At 72.4% G+C, this 25,702-nt stretch carries 28 protein-coding genes; 14 read left to right on the forward strand and 14 right to left on the reverse strand.

Going from position 1 to position 25,702, the window contains the following annotated elements; all coding sequences use genetic code 11:
• The first annotated feature begins 141 nt into the window (after positions 1 to 141).
• The 7 genes from BLW32_RS13545 to BLW32_RS13575 are packed head-to-tail and all read left to right on the forward strand — an operon-like array spanning position 142 to position 7,658.
• Positions 142 to 1,095, forward strand: a complete 954-nt coding sequence (locus BLW32_RS13545) for an amino acid--[acyl-carrier-protein] ligase (protein WP_068525738.1) — start codon at positions 142 to 144, stop codon at positions 1,093 to 1,095.
• A 17-nt stretch (positions 1,096 to 1,112) separates the two neighbouring features.
• Positions 1,113 to 2,156: a glycosyltransferase family 4 protein gene (locus BLW32_RS13550; protein ID WP_068525928.1), complete on the forward strand. Its 1,044-nt coding sequence runs from the start codon at positions 1,113 to 1,115 to the stop codon at positions 2,154 to 2,156.
• Complete coding sequence (locus BLW32_RS13555; RefSeq protein WP_068741844.1) at positions 2,153 to 3,292, forward strand: glycosyltransferase; 1,140 nt, start codon at positions 2,153 to 2,155, stop codon at positions 3,290 to 3,292. The genes BLW32_RS13550 and BLW32_RS13555 overlap by 4 nt, the downstream gene beginning before the upstream one ends.
• Positions 3,289 to 4,530 carry a lipopolysaccharide biosynthesis protein gene (locus BLW32_RS13560; protein WP_068741843.1) on the forward strand — a complete coding sequence of 414 codons (1,242 nt, stop codon included), beginning with the start codon at positions 3,289 to 3,291 and terminating at the stop codon, positions 4,528 to 4,530. Before BLW32_RS13555 ends, BLW32_RS13560 begins: the two co-directional genes overlap by 4 nt.
• Positions 4,527 to 5,522, forward strand: a complete 996-nt coding sequence (locus BLW32_RS13565; RefSeq protein WP_068741842.1) for a CgeB family protein — start codon at positions 4,527 to 4,529, stop codon at positions 5,520 to 5,522. The genes BLW32_RS13560 and BLW32_RS13565 overlap by 4 nt, the downstream gene beginning before the upstream one ends.
• Positions 5,509 to 7,104, forward strand: coding sequence for an alpha/beta hydrolase family protein (locus tag BLW32_RS13570; RefSeq protein WP_139286148.1), 1,596 nt, complete (start codon positions 5,509 to 5,511; stop codon positions 7,102 to 7,104). Before BLW32_RS13565 ends, BLW32_RS13570 begins: the two co-directional genes overlap by 14 nt.
• A complete protein-coding gene (locus BLW32_RS13575) occupies positions 7,089 to 7,658 on the forward strand; it encodes a YdcF family protein (RefSeq protein WP_068525929.1) in 570 nt (189 codons plus the stop codon). Before BLW32_RS13570 ends, BLW32_RS13575 begins: the two co-directional genes overlap by 16 nt.
• On the opposite strand, the gene BLW32_RS13580 is transcribed toward BLW32_RS13575, so the two are convergent.
• The 3 genes from BLW32_RS13580 to BLW32_RS13590 are packed head-to-tail and all read right to left on the reverse strand — an operon-like array spanning position 7,630 to position 10,110.
• The gene (locus BLW32_RS13580; protein WP_068741840.1) at positions 7,630 to 8,874 is read right to left on the reverse strand and encodes an APC family permease; all 1,245 of its coding nucleotides are present in this window, start codon (positions 8,872 to 8,874) and stop codon (positions 7,630 to 7,632) included. The two genes, BLW32_RS13575 and BLW32_RS13580, sit on opposite strands and share 29 nt — an antisense overlap.
• Positions 8,871 to 9,326, reverse strand: coding sequence for an SRPBCC family protein (locus tag BLW32_RS13585; protein ID WP_068525744.1), 456 nt, complete (start codon positions 9,324 to 9,326; stop codon positions 8,871 to 8,873). The genes BLW32_RS13580 and BLW32_RS13585 overlap by 4 nt, the downstream gene beginning before the upstream one ends.
• A gap of 46 nt (positions 9,327 to 9,372) precedes the next feature.
• The gene (locus BLW32_RS13590) at positions 9,373 to 10,110 is read right to left on the reverse strand and encodes a lipase family protein (protein WP_102101978.1); all 738 of its coding nucleotides are present in this window, start codon (positions 10,108 to 10,110) and stop codon (positions 9,373 to 9,375) included.
• A gap of 117 nt (positions 10,111 to 10,227) precedes the next feature.
• On the opposite strand from BLW32_RS13590, the gene BLW32_RS13595 reads away from it, so the two are divergent.
• From BLW32_RS13595 to BLW32_RS13605, 3 genes are all read left to right on the forward strand, one after another.
• On the forward strand, positions 10,228 to 11,394 hold the full coding sequence (locus tag BLW32_RS13595; protein WP_068741838.1) for a zinc-binding dehydrogenase: 1,167 nt from the start codon (positions 10,228 to 10,230) through the stop codon (positions 11,392 to 11,394).
• A 14-nt stretch (positions 11,395 to 11,408) separates the two neighbouring features.
• Positions 11,409 to 12,260 carry an exodeoxyribonuclease III gene (locus BLW32_RS13600; protein WP_068741837.1) on the forward strand — a complete coding sequence of 284 codons (852 nt, stop codon included), beginning with the start codon at positions 11,409 to 11,411 and terminating at the stop codon, positions 12,258 to 12,260.
• A 65-nt stretch (positions 12,261 to 12,325) separates the two neighbouring features.
• On the forward strand, positions 12,326 to 13,195 hold the full coding sequence (locus BLW32_RS13605; RefSeq protein WP_068741836.1) for a MetQ/NlpA family ABC transporter substrate-binding protein: 870 nt from the start codon (positions 12,326 to 12,328) through the stop codon (positions 13,193 to 13,195).
• Here the strand turns inward: BLW32_RS13605 and BLW32_RS13610 are convergent.
• From BLW32_RS13610 to BLW32_RS13625, 4 genes are read right to left on the reverse strand one after another with little or no spacing between them, the layout of a single operon-like run.
• Positions 13,128 to 14,306 (reverse strand): cation:proton antiporter, encoded by a 1,179-nt coding sequence (locus tag BLW32_RS13610; protein ID WP_068741835.1) that lies wholly within the window; start codon positions 14,304 to 14,306, stop codon positions 13,128 to 13,130. The two genes, BLW32_RS13605 and BLW32_RS13610, sit on opposite strands and share 68 nt — an antisense overlap.
• Positions 14,307 to 14,316: 10 nt before the next feature.
• On the reverse strand, positions 14,317 to 14,838 hold the full coding sequence (locus BLW32_RS13615) for a hypothetical protein (RefSeq protein ID WP_068741834.1): 522 nt from the start codon (positions 14,836 to 14,838) through the stop codon (positions 14,317 to 14,319).
• Complete coding sequence (locus BLW32_RS13620; protein WP_068741833.1) at positions 14,835 to 15,974, reverse strand: alpha-hydroxy-acid oxidizing protein; 1,140 nt, start codon at positions 15,972 to 15,974, stop codon at positions 14,835 to 14,837. The genes BLW32_RS13615 and BLW32_RS13620 overlap by 4 nt, the downstream gene beginning before the upstream one ends.
• A 23-nt stretch (positions 15,975 to 15,997) precedes the next feature.
• Positions 15,998 to 16,795, reverse strand: a complete 798-nt coding sequence (locus BLW32_RS13625; RefSeq protein ID WP_068741832.1) for an alpha/beta fold hydrolase — start codon at positions 16,793 to 16,795, stop codon at positions 15,998 to 16,000.
• Positions 16,796 to 16,871: 76 nt separating this feature from the next.
• Between BLW32_RS13625 and BLW32_RS13630 the strand changes: the two genes are divergently transcribed.
• Entirely contained in the window at positions 16,872 to 17,315 is a 444-nt protein-coding gene (locus tag BLW32_RS13630) for a flavodoxin domain-containing protein (RefSeq protein WP_068741831.1), read from the forward strand.
• Positions 17,316 to 17,402: 87 nt separating this feature from the next.
• Here the strand turns inward: BLW32_RS13630 and BLW32_RS13635 are convergent, their stop codons facing one another.
• The 4 genes from BLW32_RS13635 to BLW32_RS13650 all read right to left on the reverse strand — a co-directional run bounded on the left by BLW32_RS13635 (position 17,403) and on the right by BLW32_RS13650 (position 21,334).
• Positions 17,403 to 17,900, reverse strand: a complete 498-nt coding sequence (locus BLW32_RS13635; protein ID WP_068741830.1) for a DUF4395 domain-containing protein — start codon at positions 17,898 to 17,900, stop codon at positions 17,403 to 17,405.
• A 57-nt stretch (positions 17,901 to 17,957) separates the two neighbouring features.
• A complete protein-coding gene (locus BLW32_RS13640; protein WP_068741829.1) occupies positions 17,958 to 18,392 on the reverse strand; it encodes a MarR family winged helix-turn-helix transcriptional regulator in 435 nt (144 codons plus the stop codon).
• A 6-nt stretch (positions 18,393 to 18,398) separates the two neighbouring features.
• Positions 18,399 to 19,790, reverse strand: a complete 1,392-nt coding sequence (locus tag BLW32_RS13645; RefSeq protein ID WP_068741828.1) for a flotillin family protein — start codon at positions 19,788 to 19,790, stop codon at positions 18,399 to 18,401.
• 203 nt (positions 19,791 to 19,993) lie between these two features.
• The gene (locus BLW32_RS13650; RefSeq protein ID WP_139286149.1) at positions 19,994 to 21,334 is read right to left on the reverse strand and encodes a tyrosine-type recombinase/integrase; all 1,341 of its coding nucleotides are present in this window, start codon (positions 21,332 to 21,334) and stop codon (positions 19,994 to 19,996) included.
• A 360-nt stretch (positions 21,335 to 21,694) separates the two neighbouring features.
• Here BLW32_RS13650 and BLW32_RS13655 point away from each other — a divergent pair, with 360 nt between their 5' ends.
• Positions 21,695 to 21,949, forward strand: coding sequence for a helix-turn-helix domain-containing protein (locus BLW32_RS13655; protein ID WP_082791419.1), 255 nt, complete (start codon positions 21,695 to 21,697; stop codon positions 21,947 to 21,949).
• Positions 21,950 to 22,362: 413 nt separating this feature from the next.
• Here BLW32_RS13655 and BLW32_RS13660 read toward each other — a convergent pair whose 3' ends face one another.
• The gene (locus tag BLW32_RS13660; protein WP_068741826.1) at positions 22,363 to 22,926 is read right to left on the reverse strand and encodes a putative endonuclease domain-containing protein; all 564 of its coding nucleotides are present in this window, start codon (positions 22,924 to 22,926) and stop codon (positions 22,363 to 22,365) included.
• A 97-nt stretch (positions 22,927 to 23,023) separates the two neighbouring features.
• Between BLW32_RS13660 and BLW32_RS13665 the strand changes: the two genes are divergently transcribed.
• Together BLW32_RS13665 and BLW32_RS13670 are read left to right on the forward strand one after the other, a co-directional pair.
• The gene (locus tag BLW32_RS13665) at positions 23,024 to 23,950 is read left to right on the forward strand and encodes a hypothetical protein (protein WP_139286150.1); all 927 of its coding nucleotides are present in this window, start codon (positions 23,024 to 23,026) and stop codon (positions 23,948 to 23,950) included.
• Positions 23,947 to 24,411, forward strand: coding sequence for a hypothetical protein (locus BLW32_RS13670; protein WP_068741824.1), 465 nt, complete (start codon positions 23,947 to 23,949; stop codon positions 24,409 to 24,411). The genes BLW32_RS13665 and BLW32_RS13670 overlap by 4 nt, the downstream gene beginning before the upstream one ends.
• Positions 24,412 to 24,429: 18 nt before the next feature.
• Here the strand turns inward: BLW32_RS13670 and BLW32_RS13675 are convergent, their stop codons facing one another.
• Both BLW32_RS13675 and BLW32_RS13680 read right to left on the reverse strand, forming a co-directional pair.
• Positions 24,430 to 24,618 carry a hypothetical protein gene (locus tag BLW32_RS13675; RefSeq protein WP_068741823.1) on the reverse strand — a complete coding sequence of 63 codons (189 nt, stop codon included), beginning with the start codon at positions 24,616 to 24,618 and terminating at the stop codon, positions 24,430 to 24,432.
• Positions 24,619 to 24,679: 61 nt separating this feature from the next.
• A complete protein-coding gene (locus BLW32_RS13680; protein ID WP_082791418.1) occupies positions 24,680 to 25,675 on the reverse strand; it encodes a YHYH protein in 996 nt (331 codons plus the stop codon).
• Between the last annotated feature and the right edge of the window lie 27 nt (positions 25,676 to 25,702).

Below are 25,702 nucleotides of genomic sequence, written 5' to 3' on the forward strand. Positions count from 1 at the left end.
ACCTGCGTCGCACCCGCGCCGCGAACCAGCCGCGAACCGGCCGTGACAACCTTTGCAGTCACGACTCCCACGCCGCCGCCGTACACCCTAGCCTGGTAACATGTTGCAGTGACAACGGTTCCAGCCACGGAGAAGAGACCGATGACGCAGGCCGCAGCACCTCGTGCGATCGACTTTACTGACCTGCACGCGCGCCAGCAGGAGTTCCGCGCCTCCCTCTTCGACGCGGGGCTGCTCATCCCGTCGGGCGTCGACGGCGTGTACGGGCACGGCGCCGCGTTCGCGGACCTCACCGCTGCGGTCGAGGCCCTCGTCGGCGCGACGGTGCGCGACGTGCACGGCGGCGCCGCCACGGTGCTGACCTTCCCGCCGGTGATGCCTCGCGAGTACCTCGACCGGACCGACTACATCGCGTCCTTCCCGCAGCTCGCCGCCGCGGTCTCCACCTACACCGGGGGCGACGCGGAGCACCGCCTGCTGCTCGCGGGCCGCAACGCCGGCCACGACTGGGGCGGCCATTTCCACGCGAGCGACGTCGCGCTCGTCCCGTCGGCCTGCCACTCCGTGTACCCGGTGCTGAGCGGGCAGCTGCCGCGCGACGGCGCTTGGATCGACGTCTCCGGCCACTGCTTCCGCCGCGAGCCCTCCGCGGACCCGGCGCGGATGCAGTCCTTCCGCATGCGCGAGATCGTCCGCGTCGGCTCGGACCGGGCGGCCGTCGCGCACCGTGACACCTGGGTCGCGCGCGCCGCCGATCTGCTCTCCGACCTCGGCCTCCCGGTGCGGCGGACGCCCGCGACCGACCCCTTCTTCGGCCGCGCCGGCCGCATGCTCGCCGCCAACCAGTCGGCCGAGAACCTCAAGACCGAGCTGCTCGTGCCGATGTACGGCGAGGACGCTCCCGGGGTCGCCGTTGCGTCCAGCAACTACCACCGCGATCATTTCGGGATGCACTTCGACATCACCACCGTGGACGGCGCGCCGGCGCACAGCGCCTGCCTCGGCTTCGGCATCGAGCGGATCGCCCTGGCGCTGCTGGCCACGCACGGGCTGGACCGCGCCGCCTGGCCCGGATCCGTCAACGCCCAGCTGTGAGCGCGGTCCCCGTCCACCTGACCGGGACCACCTGGCCGGGCACCGCGCCCGGCGGTCTGCCCCGCTACTTCGCGGACCTCTTCGCCGCCCTGCGCCTGTGCGCCGACCTCGACGTCGGCGCCACAGCCTTCGGCGACCCCGAACCCGGCGGCGCCAGCTGGGGGCCCGATGCCGGGAGCACGGCCGCCCGGGTGCGGGCGTCCCGGCGCCCCGCACCGGCGGGCACCGCGGTCCTCGACCGGCACTTCGCGTTGTTCGGGCCCGCGCCGCGCGGGGCCGCGCTGGTCACGCACTTCCACGGCCCGTGGGCGCAGGAGAGCGCCGCCGCGGGCGAAGGCCGGGTCGCGGTAGCAGTGAAGGCCTTCGTCGAACGCGCGCGGTACCGCGGCAGCGACCGCTTCGTCGTGCTCTCCCAGGCCTTCGCTGATGTCCTCGTCGCGCGGTACGGGGCCGACCGCGGCGCGATCGCGGTCATACCGCCCGGCGTCGACCTGGCGCGCTTCACCGCGACGCCCGTGCCCGACGGTCCGCCGCGGGTGCTGTGCGTGCGCCGGCTCGAGCGCCGCATGGGCATCGACGTGCTGCTGCGCGCATGGCCCGCGGTACTCGCCCGGCACCCGGGTGCACGGCTCGACGTCGTGGGCGACGGCTCGCAGCGCCGTGCTCTGCAGCAACACGCCTCGGACCTGGGGATCACCGATACTGTGACCTTCGTGGGAACGATCGACGACGCCGACCTCGCGCGCAGGTACGCCGCCGCGACGCTCACGGCCGTCCCGTCCGTCGCCTGGGAGGGCTTCGGCCTCGTCGCCCTCGAATCCCTCGCCTCCGGCCGCGCCCCCGTCGTCACCGACGTCGGCGGCCTGCCCGACGCCGTCCGCGACCTCGCCGCCGATCTCGTGGTCTCCGCCGGCGATCCCGACGCGCTTGCGGACCGCCTGGCCGCGGGACTCGACGGCGTGCGCCCCTCGGCGCAGGACTGCCGCGCGCACGCCGAGCGCTTCAGCTGGGGCGTCGCCGCCGCACGGCACGCGGCCCTCTACCGGGCGGTCGCCGCGTGAGCGCCCGCCGCCCCGTCTTCCTCGGGCACACCGCGGCCCCCTCGGGCGCGGAGCTGGCGTTCGCCCGCCTCGCCGGGGAACTGCGCCACCGGGGCGTGCCCGCCTCCGTGGTGCTGCTCGCGCCCGGCCCGCTGACCGAGGTGCTGGCGGCCGCGGACGTGCCGGTCACCGTCGTCCCGGGCCGCCCGTCGGCGGTGCGGCGCGATGCGGGTCCGCTGGCCGTACTGCGGGGAGCCATCGGCCTGTACCGCACGGGCCGGCGTCTCGCGCCGATGCTGCTGGCCCAGGACGCCGACGTCGTCGTCGCCGAGTCGACGAAGTCGCTGTTCGTCGGCGCCGTCGCCTCCCGCCGCACCGGCATCCCGCTGGTGTGGCAGGTGCACGACCGGGTGAGCGCGGAGTACTTCGGCCGCAAGCGCTTCCCGCTGCGCCTCCTGGGCCGGGTCGCGGCATCCGGGTACCTCGCCAACTCGCGCGGGACGCTGCGGACCATCTCCACCGGCGGCAGCCCGACCGCGGTGTGTCACCCGGGCGTCGACCTGGCCACGGTCCCCGCGCCCGAGCCCCAGCGGGCGCCGAAGAACGTGCAGATCGCGATGATCGGCCGGATCACGCCGTGGAAGGGCCAGGACCTGCTGCTCCGCGCGCTCGCACAGATGGAGGCCGAGCCGCACGTGCGGTTCGTCGGCGGCGCCCACTTCGACGGCGACGACGCCTACCTCGCCGAGCTCGAGGAGCTGGCCCGGCGGCTGGGCATCGCCGAGCGGGTCACCTTCACCGGGCACGTCACGGACCCGTTGGCCGAGGCCGCGGACGCCGACATCGTGGTGCACTACTCGCGACTCACCGAGCCCTTCGGGCAGGTCGTCGCCGAGGCCATGGCCGCGGGCCGGGTCGTGGTGGCCGCCCGCGCCGGCGGGCCGACGGAGCTCATCGTCGACCGGGAGAACGGCGTTCTGGTGCCGCCGCGCCGGCCCGACCTGCTCGCCGTCGCCCTGGATTCGCTGATCGCCGACTGGGAGCTGCGCGAGCAGCTCAGCGCGGCCGCGCGCGACCGCGGCCGCGATCTGGACCTGAAGACCTCCGCGGCCATCGCGGACTCCCTGCTGGCGCGGGTGGCACGGGACGTCCGATGACGCGGCTCCGCGGCTCCGCGGGGGTGCTCCGGGACGTGGCGCTCGTCTCCGCCGGGCGGTACGGCCAGTACGCGATCACCCTCATCACGATCCCGCTCTGCGCGCGGCTGCTCGGGCCCACGGGGATGGGCCTGCTCGCGATCGCGATGTCGACCTACGTCCTCGGCGCCCTCTGCACCGACCTGGGCATCACCGCCTTCGTCGCCGCCCGCGCCGAGAAGCCGGGGCTGGCCCGGCTCCGCGGCGATTACGCCGGACTCCGGTGCACGGTCCTCGCCGCGTTCACCGCGCTGTTCCTGCTGGCCGCGGCCCTGCCGGTACCCCGCGCTGTCGAGATGGGCGCACTGGGTCTGGTCGTGGGCTCGGTGAGTGCGTGCGGCGACGACTGGGTGCTCCTCGGAACCGGCCGCTTCGGGGCCGTCGTGGTGCAGCAGACCGCCGGCCGGGTCGTCTACCTCGCACTGCTCGTGGTGGTGCTGCCGCAGGTGCGGACGCCGGAGGCCGCGATGGGCGCCCTGCTCGCGGGGAACCTCGTGGCGGTCGGCTGGTCCTGGGCGCGCACCGTCCGGGACCACGGGCGCCCCGCGCGGCCGGGGCCGCCCGCCGCGCTGCTGCGCACCGGCGGCCCGGTGTTCGCCGCGCGGCTGCTCTCCTCGTCGTACGGGCCCGGTGCCGCAACGGTCTTCGCGCCGGCGCTCACACCGCACGCACTGGGCCTGTTCAGCGCGAGCGACCGGCCGGTGCAGGCCGCGGGCTCCCTGATGGACGCCGTGGGCGTGAGCCTGCTCCCCCGGCTGGCGCGGCGCGAGACCGGCGCCTTCTGGGCGACGGCGCGCCGCGGCATCGCCCTGGTCGCGACCGGCGGCGCGCTGCTCGCCGCGCTCGCGACGGCGCTCGCCCCCTGGCTGGTGCCACTGATCTTCGGCGCGGAGTTCGACGGTGCCGTTCCCCTCCTCCAGGTGCAGGCCTGGGCCCTCCCCGGGCTCGCGGTCGCCTCCTTCGTCGCGACGGCGGTCCTCCCCGTACTCGGCGACACGCGCGGCGTGCTGCTGGCCGGCGCCGTCGGTGCCGCCGTGATCGGCGTCGCGGTCCTGCTGGCGCTGCGCAGCCACGACCCGCGGACCGTCGTGCTCGGCATCGTCGCGGCGCAGAGCGCGGCCGCGATCTTCTCCGTCCTGCGGGCCCGGCGCCTGGAGGGGGCGACGGTCCCCGCCCCGGTAGGAGGCGACGCGGCGTGAGGATCCTGTTCGCCGGCGACGACTGGTACGGCAGCAACGCCCGTTCCCTGGCGGAGGGCTTCCGTCGCTCCGGCCACGACGTGACCGTCGTGGACACCACCGCGGTGACGCTCCCCCGCCGCGGGAGCCCGGCGTGGTGGTACGCCAAGCGCACCGGGCGGCGCGCGCCCGCGACCGTCGAGGCCGTCCACCGGCGGCTGGAGGCGCAGCCCGTCGCCGACCTACTTTTCTGCTACACGTCCGTGCACCTCGACCAGGAACGGCTGCTGACCCTGCCGGCGGGCCGGCACGTGCACTACAGCGCCGACGACGTGGCCAACCCCGCCAACACCACCCCCGAGTACCTCGCGGCGGAACCCGGGTGGGACGCGATCGTCACCACCAAGGCGCACAACGTGCCCGAGCTGCTCGCGCGGGGGGCGCACCGCGCGGTCTTCGTGCGCAGCGCCTACGACCCCGACTGGCACCGCCCGGTCGCGCCGCGCTCGGCCCGGCGGTACGCCGCCGGGTTCGTCGGCAACGCCCGCCCCGACCGCGCCGCGCTCGTCACGGGCCTGGCCACCCGCCTCGGACCGGAGTTCTACCTCGCCGGGCCGGGGTGGCGCCGCAGGCCGGCCGTCCTGCGCAGCCGGGCGACGGTGCGCGGCCCGCAGTACGGGACGGCCCTCTCCGCGGCGATCGGCGCGGTCGCCGCGAACCTGGTGCTGCTCAACTCGGACAACCGCGACACCCACACCTGCCGCACCTTCGAGGTCCCGGCGGCGGGCGGGCTGTTCGTGGGCCCGCGGACCGTCGAACACGCGGAGCTGCTCACCGACGGCCGCGAGGCCCTGCTCTACGACGACCCGGCGGAGATCGACGGCATCGTCGCGCGGGTGCGCGCCGACCCGTCGGCCGCGGCCCGGATCGCCGCCGCCGGGCACGCCGCCATCACCCGCGGCGGGAACACCTACGCGGACCGGGCGAGGGAGATCATCGATGCCCTCGACTGAGTCGCCCGTGGAGGTGCGGACCTACTTCGGGCCCGCCGATGCGGCGCTGTACGGCGCGCTGCACGTGCCGGCGTCCCGCCGCGTCCGGGGCGCGGTGCTGCTGGTGCCGCCGCTCGCCAAGGAGCAGTACGACACCCTGCGCGGACTCCGCCGCCTCGCGAACCTGCTCGCCGCGGGCGGCCTCGCCGTGCTGCGCTTCGACTACCTCGGCACGGGCGATTCCGCCGGCGCGGCGGGCCTGCCCGACGCGGTCGATGGATGGATCGCCTCGGTGCGGCACGCCGACGCGTACCTCCGGGGCCTCGGCGTCGGAGCGCCCGCGGTGGTGGCGCTGCGCGCGGGCGCGGCGATCGCGGGTGCCGCGGGCCTGACCCCGCCCGCGGCGGTGCTGTGGGACCCCGTCGGCGGCCGTGCGTTCGCCCGCGCACAGACGGCGCTCGCCCGGATGGCGATCGGCGCGGGCCCCGGCAGCTGGGTCGGCCTCGACGTCCACGCCGACGCCGCTGCCGCGCTGTCCACCCTGCCGGCCGACGCCCTCGCGGCCCCGCGCCTGCTGGTCGCCGAGCGGCCCGGCGCCGCGCCGACCGGTCCCGACGATGCCGACCGGCTCGTCGCCGCGGGCATGCCGCAGTTCGTCGAGCCCGGTGCGCACCTCGTGCGGATCCCCGACACGGCGGTCGAGGACATCGCCGCGTGGCTCGGCGCCGCTCTGCCCGGCGTAGAGCCCGTCACCGTCGAGCCCGATGTCCGCACCCGCGCGCGGTGGGCCGGCGTCGAGGAGCGCATCGAGGATGTGGGCGGCGCCGCGGCGATCCGGACCGTCCCCGCCGACGGTGCCGCGCGCCGGTCGGTGCTGCTCTGCGCCACCGCCAACGACACCCGGCACGGCCCCAACCGCGCCTGGGTGGAGCTGGCCCGCGACGTCGCCGCCGCCGGCGGCGCGGCGCTGCGCTACGACCGCCGGGGCGCCGGCGAATCCGGGCCCGTCGCGGCGGGCGAGGCTGTCGCGCTGTTCCCACCGACGGGCGTGGACGACGCCCTCGCCGCGGCCCGCGTGCTCGACGGCCCGCTGCTCACCGCCGGCGTGTGCTCGGGCTCCTGGTACGCCGCGCACGCCGCCCGGGCGGCCGGCGCCGACACCGCGGTCCTGGTGAACACGGTGCTGTACTCCTGGCGACTCAAGCCCGGCATCGCGGCGGCACCCGCGGAGGACCTCGGCGTGCCGCGGACCGATCCCGCCTTCGCGCGCAGCCCGCGCGGGCGCGTCAAGGACCTGCTCCGCACCCGGCTGCCCTACCCTGCGTGGCGACTGCTGGGCCGACGCGGCGTCACCCAGGTTCCCGAGGTCCTGCTGCGCCCCGTCGTCGCCGGTGGGACCGACGCGGTCCTCGTCCTCGCCCCGCCCGACGCCGCCTGGTTCGACTCCCAGCGCGGTCCCGAGGGCCTCCGCCGGCTCCCTCGCCGGGCCGGCGCGGGCACCGTCCGCGCCGTCCGCCCGCGTGCCGGAGATCACCCCGGATACCACCCCGATGTGCGGGCTGGTGTTGCAACCGCGATACTGCTGTGGTGCGGACAGCGGTGAACCGACGGCGGCGGATGCGCCGCCTGATCGCGTGCGCCCTGATTCTGGTGCTCGTCGCCGTCGTCGGGATCGCGCTCGACCGCGCGTACCTGCAGCCCAAGATCGACCGGGACCTCACGCCGGCGGACGCCATCGTGGTGCTCGGCGGCAATCCCTACGACCGGTTCGAGTACGGCCTCGACCTGGCCGAACGCGGTCTCTCGCAGCAGGTCGTGCTGTCCAATTCGGTCGGCGCCGAGGACACCCGGATGCAGGAGTTGTGCGCACGGGCCATCGCGGGCGTCGACGTCACCTGCTTCCTCCCGCAGCCGTGGACCACGCGCGGCGAGGCGCAGGAAGTGCAGCGGCTCGCGACGGCCCGGGGCTGGGAGGACATCATCGTGGTGACGACGACCGCGCACCTCGAGCGCGCCCGGTTCATCCTCGAGCGCTGCTACGGCAAGACGATGCAGATGACGGATTTCCCCGAGCAGCGCGGCACGGCGGAGACGGTCTTCGGATGGGGCTACCAGAGCGCGGGCTGGCTCAAGGCGCTGTACCAGACGGGCTGTTAGAGCGCGTCACGGCGTACGCCAGCGCGCCCGCGACCAGGACGACGATGCCCGCGGACACCGAGCCGGCCGGCAACGACAACGCGACCAGGAGGCACCCGGCCAGGCCCACGGCGGGGACGACCCGCGAGCGGACCGCGGTGTCGAGCGTCCACGCCGAGGCATTGGCCACCGCGTAATAGACGAGTACCGCGAACGACGAGAAGCCGATCGCGGCGCCCAGGTCCGCGGTCGCGGCCACCACGGTCACGACGACGCCGACGGCGAGCTCCGCGTACACCGGCACCCGACGGGTCTCGTGGACGGTGGCGAGGGCGCGCGGGAGATGTCCGTCGCGGGCCATGGCGAGGGTGGTGCGGGAGACCCCGAGCAGCAGCGCGAGGAGCGCACCGAGGGCCGCGACGCAGGCCGTCACCGTCACGATCACCACCGGGAGACCGGTCGCGCGGGCCGCGTCGGCGACCGGCGCGACCGACGCCGCGAGGCCATCGGTGCCGAGCACCGCGACCAGGGCGACGCCGACGAGCGCGTACACGCCGAGCGCGACGGCGAGCGCGAGGAAGATCGCCCGGGGCAGCGTCCGAGCGGGATCGCGCACCTCCTCGCCGAGCGTGGCGATGCGCGCGTACCCCGCGAACGCGAAGAACAGCAGCCCCGCGGCCTGCAGCACGCCGAACGGGCCGGCGGCGGCACCGTCGAACACCCGGGACGGCTCCGCGGCCCCGGAGGCGAACGCAGCGACCACGACGGCGGCGAGCACGGCGAGGACGAGGGCGACCACCACGCGGGCGACGCGGGCGGAGCGCTCCACCCCGGCGACGTTGAGCGCCGTCAGCGCGACGACGGCGCCCGCGGCGACGGCGTGCGCCCGATCCGGCCAGGCGTAGTGGCCGACGGTGAGCGCCATGGCGGCGCACGACGCGGTCTTGCCGACGACGAAGCTCCACCCGGCGAGATGGCCCCAGAACGGTCCGAGGCGCTCGCGCCCGTAGACGTAGGTACCGCCCGACTGCGGGTATCGCGCGGCGAGGCGGGCCGAGCTGCTCGCGTTGCAGTAGGCGATGAGTGCGGCGATCGCGAGACCCACGAACAGCGCGGAACCCGCGGCCGCCGCGGCCGGCGCGAAGGAGACGAAGACGCCGGCTCCGATCATGGCGCTCAGGCCGACGGTGACGGCGTCACCCAGGCCGAGGGTGCGGCGCAGCGCGGGTTCGGTCACCGGTCTTCGGCGCGGCCGGCGAGCCGGTCGATGGACGCGGCCAGACGGTCCGCGGTGGTCGCGCGGGCGCGCGGCAGGCGCTGCTCGTCGTGCAGGTGCGTCCAGTCGTACGTGTGGGTGACACGCGTGCCGCCGTCGGGGAGCGGTTCCAGCTCCCAGCGCCAGAGGTGACCGGGGGCGGCCTCGCCGACGGGCGAGGGCGTCCACGCGATGAGCCGACCCTCGTCGAACTCCGTGATGTGGTTCTCGCGTACCTGGCCGTTGGTGAGGGTCATCGTGAAGACGTCCCCCACGGCGCGGACCCGCTGCCCCGGCGCGGCCTCGGTGAGGTTGTCGTTGCCGTCCCACTCGGGCTGGCGCGCCGGGTCGGCGATCAGAGGGAAGACCGTGTCCGCCGGGGCGGCGATGTCGCGGGAGGCGGAAACGATGCGGGTGTCATCCGATGTGCTCACGCCATCATCGAACCAGGTGCACCCGCATCGTGCCCAGGGATGGAATCTACTTGCGGTTCATGTCGACGCTGTTCTCGTACGTGACCGAGCCTTCCGGCGAGGTCACCCACTGGCCGGGGCAGGTCCCCTTGAGCGAGCTGATCACCAGCGGCACGACGCGCGGGTCCCAGCCGAGCCACGCGTGGTCGACCGATGCGGCGGCGGGCAGGTAGCCCTGGACGCTCGCCCGGCACTGGCGGCCGTCGAGGTCACCCGAGAGCGGATCGCGGGTGCTGCGGATCGAGTAGTACTCGGTGGGCCCGGGGGTGTCGAGGCCGGCGTTGAGCTGGTTGATCAGCGCGGAGCCGTTGCACGACTGATTGGCGGGCGCGGGCAGCATGCAACCGGTGGGCGAGCCGTACTCGACGCCGCCGAGCACGACGGAGCGCTTGACGTCCTTGGAGCCGCCGAGCACCTTCAGGTAGTAGCGGTCCACGAGGGCGTTGTTGCTGTGGGTGAGGATCGAGATGTCGCGGCTCGGGTTCGTCCGCTTCCGGCCGTCGACGATCCCCTTGAGGCGGTTCGCGTCCGCGCGGTGGTCGAGGCCGGTGAGCCACAGCGGCTCGACGTCGAAGCCCGCGCCGCGGAGGTGGCTGTTGAGCGGCTCGTACATGTTCCCGGGCGCGATGAAACCGCCGATGACGTAGACCAGCGGCTTGGCCTCGGCATGCACGGCGGCGGGCAGGACGGCGGCGGCGCCCGCGGCCGCCGCGAGCGCGATGAAGGACTTCTTCAGGATCTGCATGATCGCAACATAGCAGGCGTGCTTGCGATCGCAACACATCGGGAAGGTGAGGCGGTTCATAGCACCCGCGGGGTGCGGGAACCCGGCTCTCGGGCGGCAGCGATTATTCTCGAACGTATGAAAGCCGTCGTGTGCACCGAAGGTCGCCTGACCGTCGAAGACCTCCCCGCCCCGAGCCCCGCCCGCGGGCAGGTGCTCCTGAACGTGACCCGCACCGGGATCTGCGGTTCCGACCTGCACGCTCGCCACCATGCCGACCTCGTCGCGGACCTCGCCGCCAAGGCCGGCTACCCCGATTGCATGCGCACCGACCAGCGCATCGTCATGGGGCACGAGTTCGTGGGCACCGTGGCCGAGTACGGGCCCGGCTGCCGGAAGCGGTGGCCGGTGGGCACGCGCGTCGTCTCCCTGCCGACGCTCATGGTCGGCAGCGAGCCGCAGCTCGTGGGCCTGTCCGAGCGCTCCCCCGGCTCGTACGCCGAGCAGGTGCTCGTCCAGGAGTCGATGACGATGCCCGTCCCCGGAAAGCTGTCCGACGAGGAGGCCGCCCTCACCGAACCGATGGCCGTCGCGTGGCACGCGGTGCGGCGCGCCGAGGTCGGGCGCGGGCAGACGGCGATCGTGATCGGCTGCGGCCCCATCGGCCTCGCGGTCATCTCGATGCTGCGCGCCTCGGGCGTCAAGAAGATCATCGCCAGCGACTTCTCCCCCGGCCGCCGCGCCCTCGCGAAGCAGATGGGCGCCCACGTGGTCGTCGATCCGCGCGAACAGCAGCCGTGGGACGCCTACAAGCAGCCCCGCAACGAGATCCGCAGGGCGAGCGACCTGTTCAAGCTGGGCGTCAGCACCATGGACAAGCTCACCCTGGTCCCCGGCCCGCTGCCCTGGTGGCACGTCTTCCGCCTCGCGGACAAGATCGGCGAGACCCCGTCGGGCCCCGTGGTCTTCGAGTGCGTCGGCGTGCCCGGGATGATCAACTCGATCATCGAGGCCGCGCCGCTGCGCACCCGCGTGATCGTCGTCGGCGTCTGCATGGAGCCTGACCGGATCATGCCCGCTCTCGCCGGCAACAAGGAGATCGACCTGCGGTTCGTCTTCGGCTACGACCCGGGCGAGTTCCACGACACGTTGCACATGATGGCGGACGGCAAGGTCGATGTGAAGCCGCTGGTCACGGGCACCGTCGGGCTCGGCGGTGTGGAGACCGCGTTCGACGCGCTCGGCGACCCCGAGGTGCACGCCAAGATCCTCATCGACCCGTCGAGCACGGCGACCGCGCCCTGACCGCGCCCGACGGGGTGCGGATCGGCACGTTCAACGTCAACGGGATCCGGGCGGCGCGGCGGCGCGGCTTCGACGCCTGGCTCGCGGGCCGCGGGCTGGACGTGCTGGCGCTGCAGGAGCTGCGCTGCCCGCCCGCCGAGGTGGGTGGATTCCCCGGCTATCACGCGGCGATCGACTGCGGTTCGATCCCGGGGCGCAACGGGGTAGCGATCCTGTCCCGGGAGGCACCGTCGGCCGTGCGGACCTGGGCGGGCCGGCCGCCCCGCGCCCGCGGCCTGGCGGAGTACGCCCACGAGGGCCGGTACGTCGAGGCGGACTTCTCCGGCCTGACGGTGGCCTGCCTGTACCTGCCCAAGGGCGGGCTGCCCGCGCACCTGCAGCGCCCCGGGAACATGCGGGACACGCCCGACGGCGGCGCCAAACACGCCCGGAAGATGCGCTTCCTCGACGCCTTCGCGCGCGAGCTGGACCGCAACCGACGGGCCGCGCTCGCCGCCGGGCGCGAGTTCCTGCTGCTCGGCGACCTGAATCTGGCGCATCTGCCGCACGACGTCACGAACTGGCGGCCGGCGCAGAAGATGGAGGGCTTCCTCCCCGAGGAGCGCGAGTGGCTGGGGGCGCGGCTCGGCCCACGGCGCCTCGTCGACGTGGTGCGCGCGCTGCACGGCGACCGCCCCGGCCCGCTGTCGTGGTGGAGCTGGGCGGGCGAGTCCTTCACCAAGGACGTGGGCTGGCGCATCGACCACCACCTCGCGACGCCGCGGCTCGCGCGCACCGCGCGGTCCGTCGTGGTCGACAAGGAGGCCTCGCCCGAGGAGCGCCTGTCCGACCACGCACCGGTCGTCGTGGACTACGCGCTCGGCTGAGGTCGCGGGATCACCGTGACCGCAACCCTTTCCGCGCGGCGTGGGGTGCTGCACAGTGAGCCCTCGTGAAACGAACGGCTACCGCCCTCCTCGCAGTCCTGTTGTCCCTCGTCGCGGTCGGCACCACCGCCTGCACGAGCGACGCCCCCTCGAACGAGATCACCCTCGGCGTGGTCGACGTCGGCAAGCCCCACTGGAAGGTGTTCACCGACGTCGCGAAGGAACACGGCTACTCCGTGAAGCTCGTGTCCTTCTCCGACTACAACGCCCCGAACCCCGCCCTCGCCGACGAATCCATCGACCTCAACCAGTTCCAGCACGTGCGCTACCTCGCCGCGTACAACGTCAAGAACAGCGTCCGGCTCACCCCCGTCGGCGCCACCCAGATCTACCCGCTGCAGCTGTACTCGAAGCGGCACCGCTCGATCGACGCGCTGCCGCAGGGCGCCACGATCGCGCTGTCGGACAACCCCGCCAACCAGATCCGTCCCCTCCTCAGCCTCAAGGCGGCCGGGCTCGTGACCTTCCGCGACGGCGCCGGTACCTGGCAGTCCACCCTGGCCGACGTCGACCGGGCACGGTCCAAGGTCACGCTCGTCACGCTGGATCCCACCCAGATCGGCCCGTCGCTCGACAGCGTCGACGCCGGCTTCGTCGACGACACCTTCGCGGTGAAACTGGGCCTGACGAGCAAGGACTCGATCTACACCGACGATCCGCGCCGCCCCGACCTGGCGCAGTACGTCAACGTCTTCGCCGCCCGCGAGAACGATCCCCGCACCGGCGACTACACCGCGCTCGCGGGTCTGTACCACGATCAGCGGGTGCGCGACGCCGTCGTCAAGGACTCCGGCGAGACCGCGATCTTCACGACGGATGCGCCGGACGCGCTCCGGGAGACGCTGGCCCGGGTGGAGCAGTCGCTGCGGAGCTAGCGGCCGGACCGGCGGCGAGCGACACCCCGCCGATCGTGACGAGGGCGCCGAGGATCAGCGCGGCGCCCTCGCCCGCGGCGAACAAGTGCAATTGCTCGCCGACGGTGACCGCGGCGACGGGGACCCCGATCTGCGCGGCCGCGAGCACGCCGAGCGGGATCGGGAGGCCCGCGAACCGCATCGCGACGTGCGCGCCGATCGCGCCGAAGCCGAGGGCGAGGCCGAGCAGGATGAACGACGGGTGCTCGACCAGGTCGCGGAGATTCACCCGGGCGCCCAGCCAGACGAAGAACAGCGGCGCGAGGAAGCCCTCACCGAGCGCGAAGAGCTGCGCCGCCATCCGCCGGGGCTCCCCCACCGAGGAGACGGCCAGGCCCAGAGCGAAGCCGGCCAGCATCACCGAGACGTGCATGGTGGTGGCGATCGCCGCGAGCAGGAACAGCGCCACGAGGCTGATCCGCAGCTGCAGGGCGAACTCGCGCTGCTCCGAGAAGGCCTCGAGCCGGTCCCGCAGGCCGCTGTTCTCCGACCAGCGCAGGAGCAAGTAGAGCACGAACGCCGCGCCGCCCACCGCGAGCGCGCCGAGAGCGGCCCGGCCCGCTGTGGGCGGGTCGATGACGAGCGGCAACGCGACGACGCACACGGTGTCGGCGATCGCGACCTGCGCGGTGAGTGCCAGCACCGGCTTGCCGGTGAGGTGGTTGTCGTTGATGACCGGCAGCACGACGGCCGCCGACGACGAGGCCATGAGCACCGCGTACAACGCGGCGTGCCCGATGTCGAAGGCCGCCGCCAGGGCGGTGCCGAGGACCGCGGCGATGACGCCGACGGCGGCGGCGCGGATCGCGCCCGAGCCCAGCGCCGACCGCACCGCGGGATCGCGCACCGGGACGTGCGTTCCGGCGACGAACATGACGATCGCGAAGCCGATGTCGGCGAGGAACGCGAACGTCGGTTCGGTGGCGTCCAGCACCCGGAAACCCGTGGCGCCGAAGACCACGCCCGCCAGCATCGGCCCCAGGATCAGCGGCAGGTGCCACGACCGCTTCGCGGCGAGCAGCGGGCCCAGCAGCCCCAGCGCCGTGACCAGCGCCAGCGTCGAGAACGTCATTGCAAGGAGGCTACTCCGCGCGGGCCGCCCAGTAACCCCGAAGTTCCTGCTCCGAGGCCGATTTCACGAGCAGCTCGCCGTCCTCGTCGTCCAGCAGGCAGACGATCTCCCGGGGGAAGGCGTCCTCAGCCACAAGTTCGGCCTTCGCCCGTCGCATCGCCCCGAGCAGCGCGTACCCGTAGCGCGCGTACGCGGCGGTCCACGCCGCGTCGTCGAGGCCCTCGACGGCGTCGTTCAGCCGGTCCTGCCAATCGTCCAGCGGCGGGCGCCGCGCCCATTCACCGTCGCGGCGGGGCCACGCCGGCGGGTCCCACAGCTCCCGCGGCGGAACGGATTCGACGGTGCCCAGCGCCGGGTACGGCAGCAGGATCACCGACCCCTGCTCGGCGTAGAAGGTGGTCAGCGCGTACGCGTAGGGCAGCTCGCCGTCGGCCTGATAGACCAGCGCCCGCGCGACGGTGCGCAGCTCCGTGCAGACCGCGTCCTCGAAGCCGAACCAGTCGAAGTCGACGCCGGCCCCGACGCCGGTCACCGCTTGACGACGTGCAGGTCGGCGAGGGTGGTCAGACAGTCCGCGGCCATCGTCAGGTCGGCCTCCGCCAGCATCGAGCGGAGCACGTGCTCGACGCCCGCGGCGCCGCCGAGGGTGAGCCCGTAGACGTACGGGCGGCCGATGCCGGCGAGCGTCGCGCCGAGGCCCACGACGCGCAGGATGTCGACGCCGTCGCGGACGCCGCTGTCGAAGGTGACGGGCAGGCCCGCGTCGAGGACGCCCTCGAGATGGCTCACCGCCGGCAGCCCGCCGTTGGCCTGCCGGCCGCCGTGGTTGGAGCACGCGATCGCGTCGACGCCCTCAGTCGCCGCCTTGCGCGCGTCCTCGGCGTGGCAGATGCCCTTGAGAATGATCGGCAGGTCGGTGATCCGGCGGAGGCGGGCCACGTCGTCCCACGAGAAGGTCGGCTTGCTGAACAGTGACGACCAGACGATCCCCGCATGCAGGGGCGGCGGGTTCTCCACGCCGCACAGCTCGATGAACCGCGGGTCCGAGAGGTAGTTGGCGAGGCACCGGCCGCGCAGGAACGGGATGTAGCCGTTGCCCAGGTCCCGCGGGCGCCAGCCCAGGCTGCCGGTGTCGAGGGTGATGGTGAGCGCGTCGAAACCGGCCTTGTCGGCGCGGCGCACCAGGCTGTCGGTGAGCTGATCGTCCTTGGTCGGGTACAGCTGGAAGGCGGCGAAGGAGTCGCCGCGGGCGTCCGCGATCTCCTCCAGCGGCGCCTCCGACAGCGTCGAGTACATCGCCGCCACGTTCAGTTCGGCGGCGGCCCGGGCGACCTCGAGGTCGCCGTTCTCGTGGACCAGGCCGTTCACGCCGACGGGGCAGAGGATCACCGGGGCGTCGAGTTCGGCGCCGAGGAACGTGGTCGACAGGTCGCGCACGCTGCGGTCGCGCAGCATCCGCGGGACGAAGCCGTAGCGACGCAGTTCGGTGACGTTCGCGTCCTGCGTGGTCTCGTCGCCGGCGCCGCCGCGCACGTAGTCGAAGAGGGAGTGGTCGAGCACCTGCTGCGCCCGCGCTTCGAGATCGCCGAAGGTGTAGGGGAAGTGGCGGTGCTTCGCGAGCAGCCCCTCCGCGTAGATCCCGTCCTGGAAGCTGCCGTAGTCCGCCATGGGTGGACGGTAGCAGTGGCGGGTCAGGGCGCGGTGAGGAAGTCCAGGGCGTCGACGGTGGCCGCGGGCTCCTGCAGGTGGTAGCCGTGCCGCACGCCCCGGTACACCCGCATCCGCGCACCGTCGATGCCGGCGCGGAGGATCTCGGCGTTCTCGGCCGGGCACATGCGGTCGTCGGCGCCGTGCAGGACGAGGGTCGGCGCCTCGATCCACGGGAGGGCGGCCGCGGCGTCGTGGTCGGTGCTCGCGGCGAAGTGCGCGCGCTGCGCCGGGAGGGACCGCGGCTGCGCGAGGATCGCCTCGGCCGCCTCGGGGTGCGCGGCGAGCCAGTCCGGGGTGAAGAACAGCTCCAGCAGCGCCCGGCGGTCCGAGCGGACGAGGATGCGGAGCACCTCGCTGGGGCGCGCGACGCCGTGGGCGTCGCCGACCGTCGTGGCGCCGAGGATGAGACGCCGGATCCGGCCGGGGTGGTCGGCGGCGAGCCACTGCGCGGCGCGGCCGCCCATGGAGAAGCCGTAGACGTCGACGGCGTCGCCGATCGCGCCGTCCGCGCGGGCCGCGTCGAGCACGGCGAGGGCGTCCGCGGCGCAGTCCCGGGTGCTCCACCCGCGCGGGAAGACGTCGTCGCTGGCGCCGATGCCACGATGGTCGAAGGTGATGACGGGCCCGGCGGCGCGGAAGACGTCGACGACCGGCGCCCACGACGATCCGGCGAGCGCCTGACCGGCGAACAGCAGCACCCCGGGACCGCTCGCGCCGGGCGCCGCGGGGTGCACGGTGTAGGCGAGCCGGGCACCGTCGGACAGCGGGGCGTGAGGCATGGCGGCAAGCCTAGGACGTCACACCGACAGGATGCAGCTCACACCACGAGGTGAGCCTTGGCTAGAATATCGTCCCATGTCTGTTCACATCTTCTACGGTTCCTCGACCGGCACCGCCGAGGGCGCAGCGAACGCCATGTACACCGTGTTCGCCAAGGCCGGCTCCGTCGAGCTGCACGACATGATGGACGGCGAGATCGACGCGCTGGATCCCGCGGACTTCCACGTCTTCTCGTGCGCCACGTACGGCGAGGGCGAACTGCCCGCCGGCACCACCGAGTTCTTCGAGGACCTGCTCGAGGCCGCGCCCGACCTCACGGGCCTGCGCTTCGCGGTCTTCGGCCTGGGCGACTCCATCTACGTCGACACCTACAACGCCGGCGGCAAGACGATCGTCAAGCACCTCACGGGGCTGGGCGCCACGCAGGTGGGCGACCGCTTCGAGCACGACAACTCCGGCACCGACGACGTGGACGAGAAGGCCGTCGAGTGGGCCGAGGAGATCGTCGGCCAGATCTGACCTCCTCCGGGAGGGACGCACCCTGACAGACGAACGCCGCCGCGGAGGGATCCGCGGCGGCGTTCTTTCGTCCGGGGTGTGTGCGGGCTACTGCGGCACGGTGAGGGTGGGCGGCGTGGTGTTCACGCCCGCGCAGGCCTCGCACACCGAGGCCGGAATGACGCCGCGGCGTTGCAGCCAGCCGAAGACGACGCAGCCGAGGCACACGCCCGCGGCCGACTCGAGCAGAGCCGCCACGACGAGGAGGCCGAGCACGATCTGCGCCGCGACGGTGTTGCCCGTGAGGAACAGGACCAGGGCCACCGTCGAGAACGCGAGGCCGATGGTCTGCGCGAACCGCTTCGGCGGACCGGGGACCAGCTTGGCCGGGCCGAGCTTCGGAGCGATGACGTGCACCGACAGCCGGCCGAAGGGCGAGTACCGGGGCCCGCCCGCGACGCGCAGCGCGAACCCGATCGCCAGCGCGGCGTACAGCCACCACTGCCCGGCGACGATCGTCACCACCGCGAGGATGACGACGAGGCCGGCGGTCGCGCGGGCCGCGTACTCGTTGACCGGGTTCGGGAAGGAGAAGAGACCACTCACGCGGTTGAGGTTATCGCCGCCCGGTGGCGGCCATCAGGGTTGCGCTCGCGATGATTCTCATCCGCCGGGGCCCGGCCCCGCCGCCAGGCGCAGGAGCAGCGGCACCGCGTCGCGGAGGCGGGCGGCCTCGTCGGCGGTGAGCTGTGCGCTCCCGGTCTCCACGAGCCAGGCGTCCTGCGCGGCGTCGCGGGCGTGCAGGACCTCCCGCCCGCGGTCCGTCAGGGCGACGGGCCGCCGCCGGCCGTCGGATCCGTCGGCGTCGCCCTCGAGGAAACCGCGGCGCCGCAGGTCGGTGACGACCGTCGACACGTTGGACCGCTTCATCGCGAGCCGGTCCCCGATCGCCGTCGGGAAGGCGTCGACGCCGAGCGCCTCGACGGTGGCGAGCACGAACAGCTCGGATCCGCGCAGCCCCGCGGCGGGCAGCTGCCGGAGTCGCTGCTCCAGCAGGCCCACCGCGAGGCGCAGCGCCTCGGCGTCGCCGGGCTTCACGGTCGGTTACTCGTCGACCACGACGGTCTCGCCCGGGGCGGCGCCGAGCAGCTGGCCCAGGTCGATGCCCTGGGACTTGAGCGCCGCGACGACGGCCGCGACCGACTGGCCCGAGAGGCCGAGCAGGCCGCCGGTGGCGTCGTTCCCGCCGCCGCCGATGATGTTGATGCTGTCGATCGCGGCGGTCGCCTCGGACTGCGCGCGGACCGACGCCTCGACGGTGGCGAGCACCTGCGGCGCGAGCAGCAGCCGGACGGCCTCCGCGTTGTACTGGTTGAACGCTTCGGCCTGGGCCTGCTTACCGGCGGCGTCGGCGCGCAGCTCCGCTTCCAGGGCCGCGGCGGCGGACTTGCGGGCCTGCGCCTTCGACTCGCCGTCGAGGCGGGTCGACTCCGCGGTCGCCTCGGCGGCCAGGATCGCCGCCTGTCGCTCGCCCTCGGCGCGCGCGACGGCGGCCTGGCGGGCGGCCTCGGCGGGCGCGATGACGTCGGCGTCGAGCGAGGCCTCGGCCTGCGCGCGACGCTTGCGCTCGACCTCGGTGCGGGCCTCGACGCGGGCCGCCTCGGCCTCCTCGAGTGCGATGCCGACGGCCTTCTCCGCCTTCGCCTTGGCGAGCGGGCCGGCCTGGTCGGCCTCGGCGTTCTGCGCCTCGGTCTGTGCGCGGAGCTGGGCGATGCGCACGTCGCGGCCCTGCTGGGCCTCGGCGATCGCGGTCTCGGCCTCGGTCTGCGCGATCTCCCCGGCGCGGCGGGCGTCGGCGGAGCGGATGAGCGAGTCGCGCTCGGCCTCGGCCTTGCCGATGTCGGCGTCGCGCTTGACCTCGGCGATGCGCTTCTGGCCGAGCGATTCGAGATAGCCGTTGCGGTCCTCGATGCCGGCGATCTTGAGGATGTCGACCTCCATGCCGATGCGCGACAGGTCGCCGCCGGCCTCGTCGACCACGCCGCGGGCGAGGGCCTCGCGGTTGCTGTTGAGCTGCTCGACGGTCATGGTGGCGGCGATGCCGCGGAGGCTGCCCGCCAGGATCTCGTTGATCTGGTTCTCGAGCTCGCCCATGTTGGCGGTGAGGAACCGCTGGGCCGCGGTGCGGGTCATCTCGTCGGTGGTGCCGATGCGCACGAGACCGACGGCCTGCAGCTCGACGGGCACGCCGTCGATGCTGCGGGCGTTGCTGAGCGCGATCCGGATCTCGAAGGGGCGCAACGGCATGTAGTCGACGCGCTCGAGGCCGGGCACCTTGAACCGGGCGCCGCCGCGGACGACCTTCATCTCGCCGCGGCCGGTGAAGATGGCCACCTGGTCGGGCGGCGACTTGATGTAGTTGTGGAAGAAGATCCACAGGGCGAGCAGGATCACGATCACCGCGGCACCTGCCGCGATCAGGATCGATACGGTCATTTGCCCTCCAACTGAGGGGTATCATCCCTGGTCAAGGCCATTGCGCACCCCATTCGCAATGCCTGGGTTTCGTCTCCAGTATACCGGATAACGGTCTTCGCCTTCTCGTCGGGTAGCTCTTCCGAGGATGGCGAAGTGACACATTCTGACACTATCGGCAAGGTAATTCGGCGCGAAGTGGCGGGACTGCAGAGATCGAGAGGCTATTCGCCTGGAGGGCGACTCTCGGACGGTGCTCGATGATTGGACGGAGCCTTGAGCGACCGCGCCTTTCCTCTGACTACTATCGCATTTCGACGGGTGTTGGATCGACCCTTCTTGGCGTTCTCGGAGGGCTTCGACTTGTCGCCGTCGAGAGCAGTGAGCGTCGACAAGAGTTCGCCGCCGAGACGCAGCGCGTCCTGTTGGCTGTGCGCGTAGATGCGCTGTGTGATCGTCGGGTTGGCATGCCCGAGCCACGCGGCAATGACTGCCATTGGCACACCGTTGAGATGCATGAGCGTTCCGCAGGTGTGCCGTGCGTCGTGGAACCGCACACGTGGGAGTCCGGCGTCAGCAAGCGCCTTCTGCCACAGCTCGCCGAGATAGTTGGGATGGTAGGCCTCGCCGAGCGGCTTCGAGACGAGGTAGCCAGAGTTCGACCACTGGGTGCCCGCAACCGCCGCTTCGGACTCCGCACGCTTCTTGGCCCGGCGGAGGACGGGCAGCAATGTGGACGGGATGGGCAAAGTGCGTGTTGACGAGCGACTCTTCGTCTGGCGAACGGTGACAGCGCCGCGGTTAGTGGTGCGCTGGCTACTGATCGAGATCGTCGGAATCTCGGACTCGAGGTCTACATCGCTCCATCGAAGACCTGCGACCTCACCTCGGCGGAGCCCATGTAGTGCCAGGTAGAACATGTGCTCCAGCCTGTCGTTCGCGACTGCGCGATACAGGACGGTCACCTGCGCCGCGGTCAGCGTGGAGCGGACTGGAAGCTCGACAGGGTCGCGACGGACGGTGGCGGGGACGTTGTACGTGGCGACACCCGCACTCATCTCCATCTTCCAGACCTCGCGGAGGCAGTGGATCGTCCCGTTCACCGAACTCTGCTTCCAGGGCTTCATCCGGTACGGCGTCCACGGAACCGCGGTGCCGGGCGGTCGCCGCCAATCGCCGGCCAACATCCCACCCTTCCGAAGAGTCGAGACCAGGCGCGCGACGTCCTTCGGCTCGACCTTCTGCAAGCGCATGTCCCCCAGAAGGTCGATCGCTGGACGAAGGTTGTTCACGTAGGAGTTGAGCGTGTTGGGCGCCACGTCCAGCTGCTCGACGTACTGGTCGATCGCCATGCGCACCGTGATCTTCGAGGGTGCGAGTCGCGACGACGACCGCGTTACTGCGACGTGCCGGCTGTAGAAGTCCTTCGCCTCCTCGATCGTTCGCGTCCGCTTCTTCTTCTGCCGGCGCTTCCCGTTGCGCGGTGGGAGCTCCACGCGAACCTCGTACCGGCGTTCGCCGGACGGCAGCGTCACGACTTCGACGTAGTCGGGGATCCGTGCCAAGCGGGCCTACCCCCTGTTGGTAGGTGCGGTCGACGTCTGAGTCAACCGCACGGCCTCGTCCATCGTCCGCACTCGCCGCTTGGTCTGTTTCCGACGCCCATTGGCCAGCTGCGACTCTGCGCGGACTTCGAACCGAAGCTCACCTGGGCCGACTTCAACCGGTGTGATCTGGCAATGCCTACTGCTCGTTCCGCTGCTCACTCGCTCTCCTCACTCGATCTCACTCAATCTCACTCAGATGCTCTCGGATGACACTCACGCCTCGTCTCCGCGCTCAGCGACTTCCAAAAGCGCGCCGTAGTCGTTGCACCACCGCGTGGTGGTGCAGAGTTCCCGCACCACCACTCCGGAGGAGGAACCATGCAGGAGCTCGACAGCGCGATCGCCACGCTCATCGCGGCGGCGCGGAGCCAGCCCGCCGAACAACGCCCTCCCGGGCGCGTGATGCTCACCGCGCAGGAAGTGGCAGAGCGCCTTCACCTCTCGAAGGGGCACGTCTACAGCCTCGTTCGCCAGGGAGAAGTCGCCTCCGTGAAGATCGGCCGCAGGGTCCTGATCTCGGAGGATGCACTTGAGGAGTTCCTGGACCGATCGACCTCTCCGGCGCACTACTGACCTCTTCAGGGAGGCAATCAGGGGTGCCCCTTTGGCTGCAGGTTGAACCGCGAGGCCGAACGCGTTGTCCTGCGGGACTGTGCGGAACGGTCGGCGGGCCAGCACCGCAGCGCTCAAGCCCCCGAGTGTGGTCGTTCTCTCGCTCTTCCGAATCACCGGCTCCTCTTCCGCTTGGCATCAACCGCGACTCTCCAAAACAGAGACTACGGTGCGGCGGGCGGTTCCTGCAACGTCATGGCGGACGCGCGCTCTCGCAGATCGCACTCTAGACGCATTGCCCAGGCGGGAGCTCTCTTTCGTGCTCATGCGCCAGTCCGAGGATGGCCTCGCCCCAGTGAGACGTCCAATGCGCAGCATCCCCAGGTCTCTAAAATAATGGCCCGTGGACACGCTGACCTGCACGTGTCGCGTCCTTAGACCGCCATGTTGTCCCAGTAGTTCGAAGGCACTTCGCGGGCTCGTCCGATCGCGCGCAGCACCGCGGCGCCGTCTCGGGCGGCATCGAACTCAGACTCGGCGATCACGACATCGTTCGGGCCGAGCGCCTGCGTCCCGTCGATTCGCACCCGGATGATCTTCAGGCCCGCGCGGGCGTAGAAGCGGTTGCGCATCACGTCCTCGGCGACCTTCTCGGGGGCGCCGTGCCAATGCGCGGGGTCGTACTCAACCACGGCGAAGGGGCGCTGCAGCAGGATGTCGGGAGTGAAGAAGCGCTTCTTGCCGGCGCTGTCGTACCCCATGCACATCATCGTGCCCTGCGGGTAGGTGCGGTATCCGGCGCGCTCGATCACCTCGCGCACACTCTTCTCGGGCTTGCTCGTCTTGGCCGAGCCGTCGGCAGCGAGATCGCCCAGTCGGGCGGTCGAGCGGTCCATCTTCGGGGCGACGGGACGGGCCCCGCGCTGGTTGAACAGCCACCAGAGGAAGACCACGTCCGCCGCGAACGGGACCATCGGGTGCAGGAGGAACGCGAGCATGCGCGGAGGCTAAATCGAACAGGTGATCGCACCTGCGCGGGGCGCGGAGATCTCCAACGCGTTGCCGGATCCGAACGGCCACGCTTGAATGTCTCCCATGGGGGACACAGAAGCAGGTGGGCCAGCGGGGCGCGGGCGAGCGGTGCTGCTCCTGGGGATGCTCCTCTTCGGCGCGCTGATGCTGGCAGGGTGCGCCGCGGCGCCGACGAAGCCGACCTGCAGCACCGCTGCGACGTCGACCGCTACGCCGGGATCCATGGGACGAATGCTCGAGGAGCTCAAGACCTCCGAGTGCGAGATGCAGCAAGCCGAGTACCGGCGCCTGGAGAACCGCTCCTTCGTCGAGAAGCTCAAGGACGGCGACCGCGACTCGTGGCTCAAGGTCGGCGGCGTCGCGATCGCCGCCCTGATCATCGCCGCGCTCATCCAGCACAACTCCCCCGCCGAGCGCGCCAAGCGGGACAACGCGGCGATCGAGCGCCGCGAGCGGATGCGCGCCGCCGCCGCCGAGCGCGCAGAGGCTGAAGCCGCGCAACGCGCGCTCGACGAGGAACGGCAGCGGTGGATCGACGACGCCGCGGCCACGATGCGCGCCGGGATGCCGGTCACCGAGCCGGTGCCGGCCGGCGTCGACGGGGATCAGGCGCGGAGCGCGGCCCGCACGCTCGTCGCGACCGAGCAGCTGCGCACGAACTTCGCCCGCACCTTCCCGATCCTGCGCAACCCGGTCGACTTCGCCAGCACGTTGGAGATCGCCGGCCTGGCCGGCATCGTGGTGCAGACGGTTCCCACGCCGGCCGGCAACCAGGAGCTGACGACCGTGCGCGTGCCTCCGCTGCTGCGCGTGGGCTACACGGCCGGCGCGCTCATCCTCGACTTCGACGGCCTCCCGGGGCAGACCCTCGGGGTGTGGCGCCGCTCGGCGGAGGTGCTGCGCAGCGGGCTGCGGGCGTCGTCGATCACGGTCGACGAGCCGATCGGCGGCCGATTCCGGGTGACCCTGACCGGCGAGGAGACGCGATGAGCTACAGCTGGAAGGTGGAGTCCGGGCTGCTGCGGCCGACGTATATCGTGGGCAGCTACCACAACGGGACCTGGCAGGAGCACAGCCGCTACCACGACCAAGAGGACGCGGACGCCGTGGTCAGCAGGCTCAACGGCGGCAACTTCGAGTCCTCACGCGAGGCGGCCGAGCACGCGGAGCGCCTGCAGCGCGAGCGCCGCCAGGCCGCGGCCGACGAAGCCGCGGCGCAGGCGGCATCCGCAAGTGCCTGGCAGCGGGCCCAGCAGCAGGCGACGGATCACCGCGTGGCCGCGGAGGAACAGGCGCGCCGGCGCGCGGCGCAGGAGGACGCGGACCTACGCGCGCAGTACCCACCGCGGCGGACCGAGCTCGCCGGCGGCCTCGCGGACTGGGACGGCGTGATCTGGTGGACGGTGCCCGGCACCGGCGAGGTCGCGGACGTCTCCATCGCCGACCTGTAGCCGGGCCCGCGTGGGCGGTCAGTCGATCGACGGAAGCTCTCGAACCGCGACATCGTGCTTGGCCGCGAACGCCTGGGCCTCGCTGCGCTGATCCTCGGTGTACGCCTGGACCTTCGGGGGTGTGCCGGGAACGACGACGAGGAGCGTCAGCTCCGACAACTTCGCGTGCCCCTTGGGCTTACGGTGCTCCGCGTGCTGCTCGCTCATGGCGGTATCCTCCCACAGAGTGGAGGACGCGACACTCGCAGGTCAGAGCGGGTTAGCCCCACTAGTGCGGGTGGTCGGCCGCCGGCAGTGTGAAGCCTGTGCCGTCGGCCGTCCCTGCCGCAGGGCCCGTCGGATTGCTCTGCCGCCCAGGCGCGAGCGGACTCTCCGATCCGCCAGTGAAGCAGCTGACCGAGTACGGCCAATCACGCGTCAAGGCGTACCGGTACCCGCGAACGACGCGACCGTCGGTGTCGATGTACTCCGCAGCGCCGCCGTGGCACTGGTCGAGGTCGCGGGAGAAGACCTCTCGCCCGCGGACGTCCCGCGAGCCGGTGATCGGGAATCCGTCGAGGGCGTACCCGATCACCCGAGCGGTCTCGGTTCCGGGCAGGCACTGACTGGGGCCGTGGAAGTGGTACTGGCCGCTGGGCTCGGGGTGGCCATCGCACCGGTCCTGCACCTCCCACGCGACTGCATCCCTGCCTTCCGCGTCGACCGGGCTCAGGAGTGCAGCCGAGCGCAGCATGACGCCCACCTGCTCCCGGATGCAGCCGGGTCGCGATGCAGCTGCTGGCGACACGGGGAGCGCGTAGAGGACCTTGCGCTCGGCGATGGTGTTCGGGTTCGGGTCGATGGCCCGCACCGGGTCGTCAAGCGCGACGGGGAAGTTGCCGACGGGATGCACCTGCGGCAGTCCGTTCGTGGAGATCTCCCGCGTGCCGCCGGCGATGCGGACGTCGAACTGTCCCGGAACCGACACCTCACCGCGGACATGGGGCTTGTCCGCGGGCCGGTACCCCTTCCCGTCGGGTGTGAACCAGGGGCCGCGCGACTTCGCTCCCCCGATCCCGGCCCGACCGAGCGACGAGGCGAAGTCGCCGCACATGTAGACGTAGCCGGCGCGGGGTCCGTCGGTGACGTACTTGCCGTCGCCCACCGGCAGGACACCGTCCGCGTACAGCGCCGGCGCCGCGGCCGACGTCGTTGTGCAGGCCGCAACCACTGTGGCAGCGAGAAGCGCGACGAGGCCCCTGCGCCCATCTCCGTGACTCTTCATGGGCGCAGGTTGCGCTGTGCGCTGCAC

It is taken from the genome of Tsukamurella tyrosinosolvens (assembly GCF_900104775.1).
GTDB classification, from domain to species: Bacteria; Actinomycetota; Actinomycetes; order Mycobacteriales; family Mycobacteriaceae; genus Tsukamurella; species Tsukamurella tyrosinosolvens.

Bases quoted from the DNA above. Each gene is read 5' to 3' on its own strand.
- BLW32_RS13630 (WP_068741831.1), top strand. From the start codon at position 16,872: ATGTCTGTTCACATCTTCTACGGTTCCTCGACCGGCACCGCCGAGGGC.
- BLW32_RS13620 (WP_068741833.1), bottom strand. From the start codon at position 15,974: ATGGCGGACTACGGCAGCTTCCAGGACGGGATCTACGCGGAGGGGCTG.
- BLW32_RS13610 (WP_068741835.1), bottom strand. From the start codon at position 14,306: ATGACGTTCTCGACGCTGGCGCTGGTCACGGCGCTGGGGCTGCTGGGC.
- BLW32_RS13590 (WP_102101978.1), bottom strand. From the start codon at position 10,110: ATGCAGATCCTGAAGAAGTCCTTCATCGCGCTCGCGGCGGCCGCGGGC.
- BLW32_RS13680 (WP_082791418.1), bottom strand. From the start codon at position 25,675: ATGAAGAGTCACGGAGATGGGCGCAGGGGCCTCGTCGCGCTTCTCGCT.
- BLW32_RS13595 (WP_068741838.1), top strand. From the start codon at position 10,228: ATGAAAGCCGTCGTGTGCACCGAAGGTCGCCTGACCGTCGAAGACCTC.
- BLW32_RS13570 (WP_139286148.1), top strand. From the start codon at position 5,509: ATGCCCTCGACTGAGTCGCCCGTGGAGGTGCGGACCTACTTCGGGCCC.
- BLW32_RS13560 (WP_068741843.1), top strand. From the start codon at position 3,289: ATGACGCGGCTCCGCGGCTCCGCGGGGGTGCTCCGGGACGTGGCGCTC.
- BLW32_RS13675 (WP_068741823.1), bottom strand. From the start codon at position 24,618: ATGAGCGAGCAGCACGCGGAGCACCGTAAGCCCAAGGGGCACGCGAAG.
- BLW32_RS13545 (WP_068525738.1), top strand. From the start codon at position 142: ATGACGCAGGCCGCAGCACCTCGTGCGATCGACTTTACTGACCTGCAC.
- BLW32_RS13670 (WP_068741824.1), top strand. From the start codon at position 23,947: ATGAGCTACAGCTGGAAGGTGGAGTCCGGGCTGCTGCGGCCGACGTAT.
- BLW32_RS13665 (WP_139286150.1), top strand. From the start codon at position 23,024: ATGGGGGACACAGAAGCAGGTGGGCCAGCGGGGCGCGGGCGAGCGGTG.
- BLW32_RS13655 (WP_082791419.1), top strand. From the start codon at position 21,695: ATGCAGGAGCTCGACAGCGCGATCGCCACGCTCATCGCGGCGGCGCGG.
- BLW32_RS13625 (WP_068741832.1), bottom strand. From the start codon at position 16,795: ATGCCTCACGCCCCGCTGTCCGACGGTGCCCGGCTCGCCTACACCGTG.
- BLW32_RS13660 (WP_068741826.1), bottom strand. From the start codon at position 22,926: ATGCTCGCGTTCCTCCTGCACCCGATGGTCCCGTTCGCGGCGGACGTG.
- BLW32_RS13645 (WP_068741828.1), bottom strand. From the start codon at position 19,790: ATGACCGTATCGATCCTGATCGCGGCAGGTGCCGCGGTGATCGTGATC.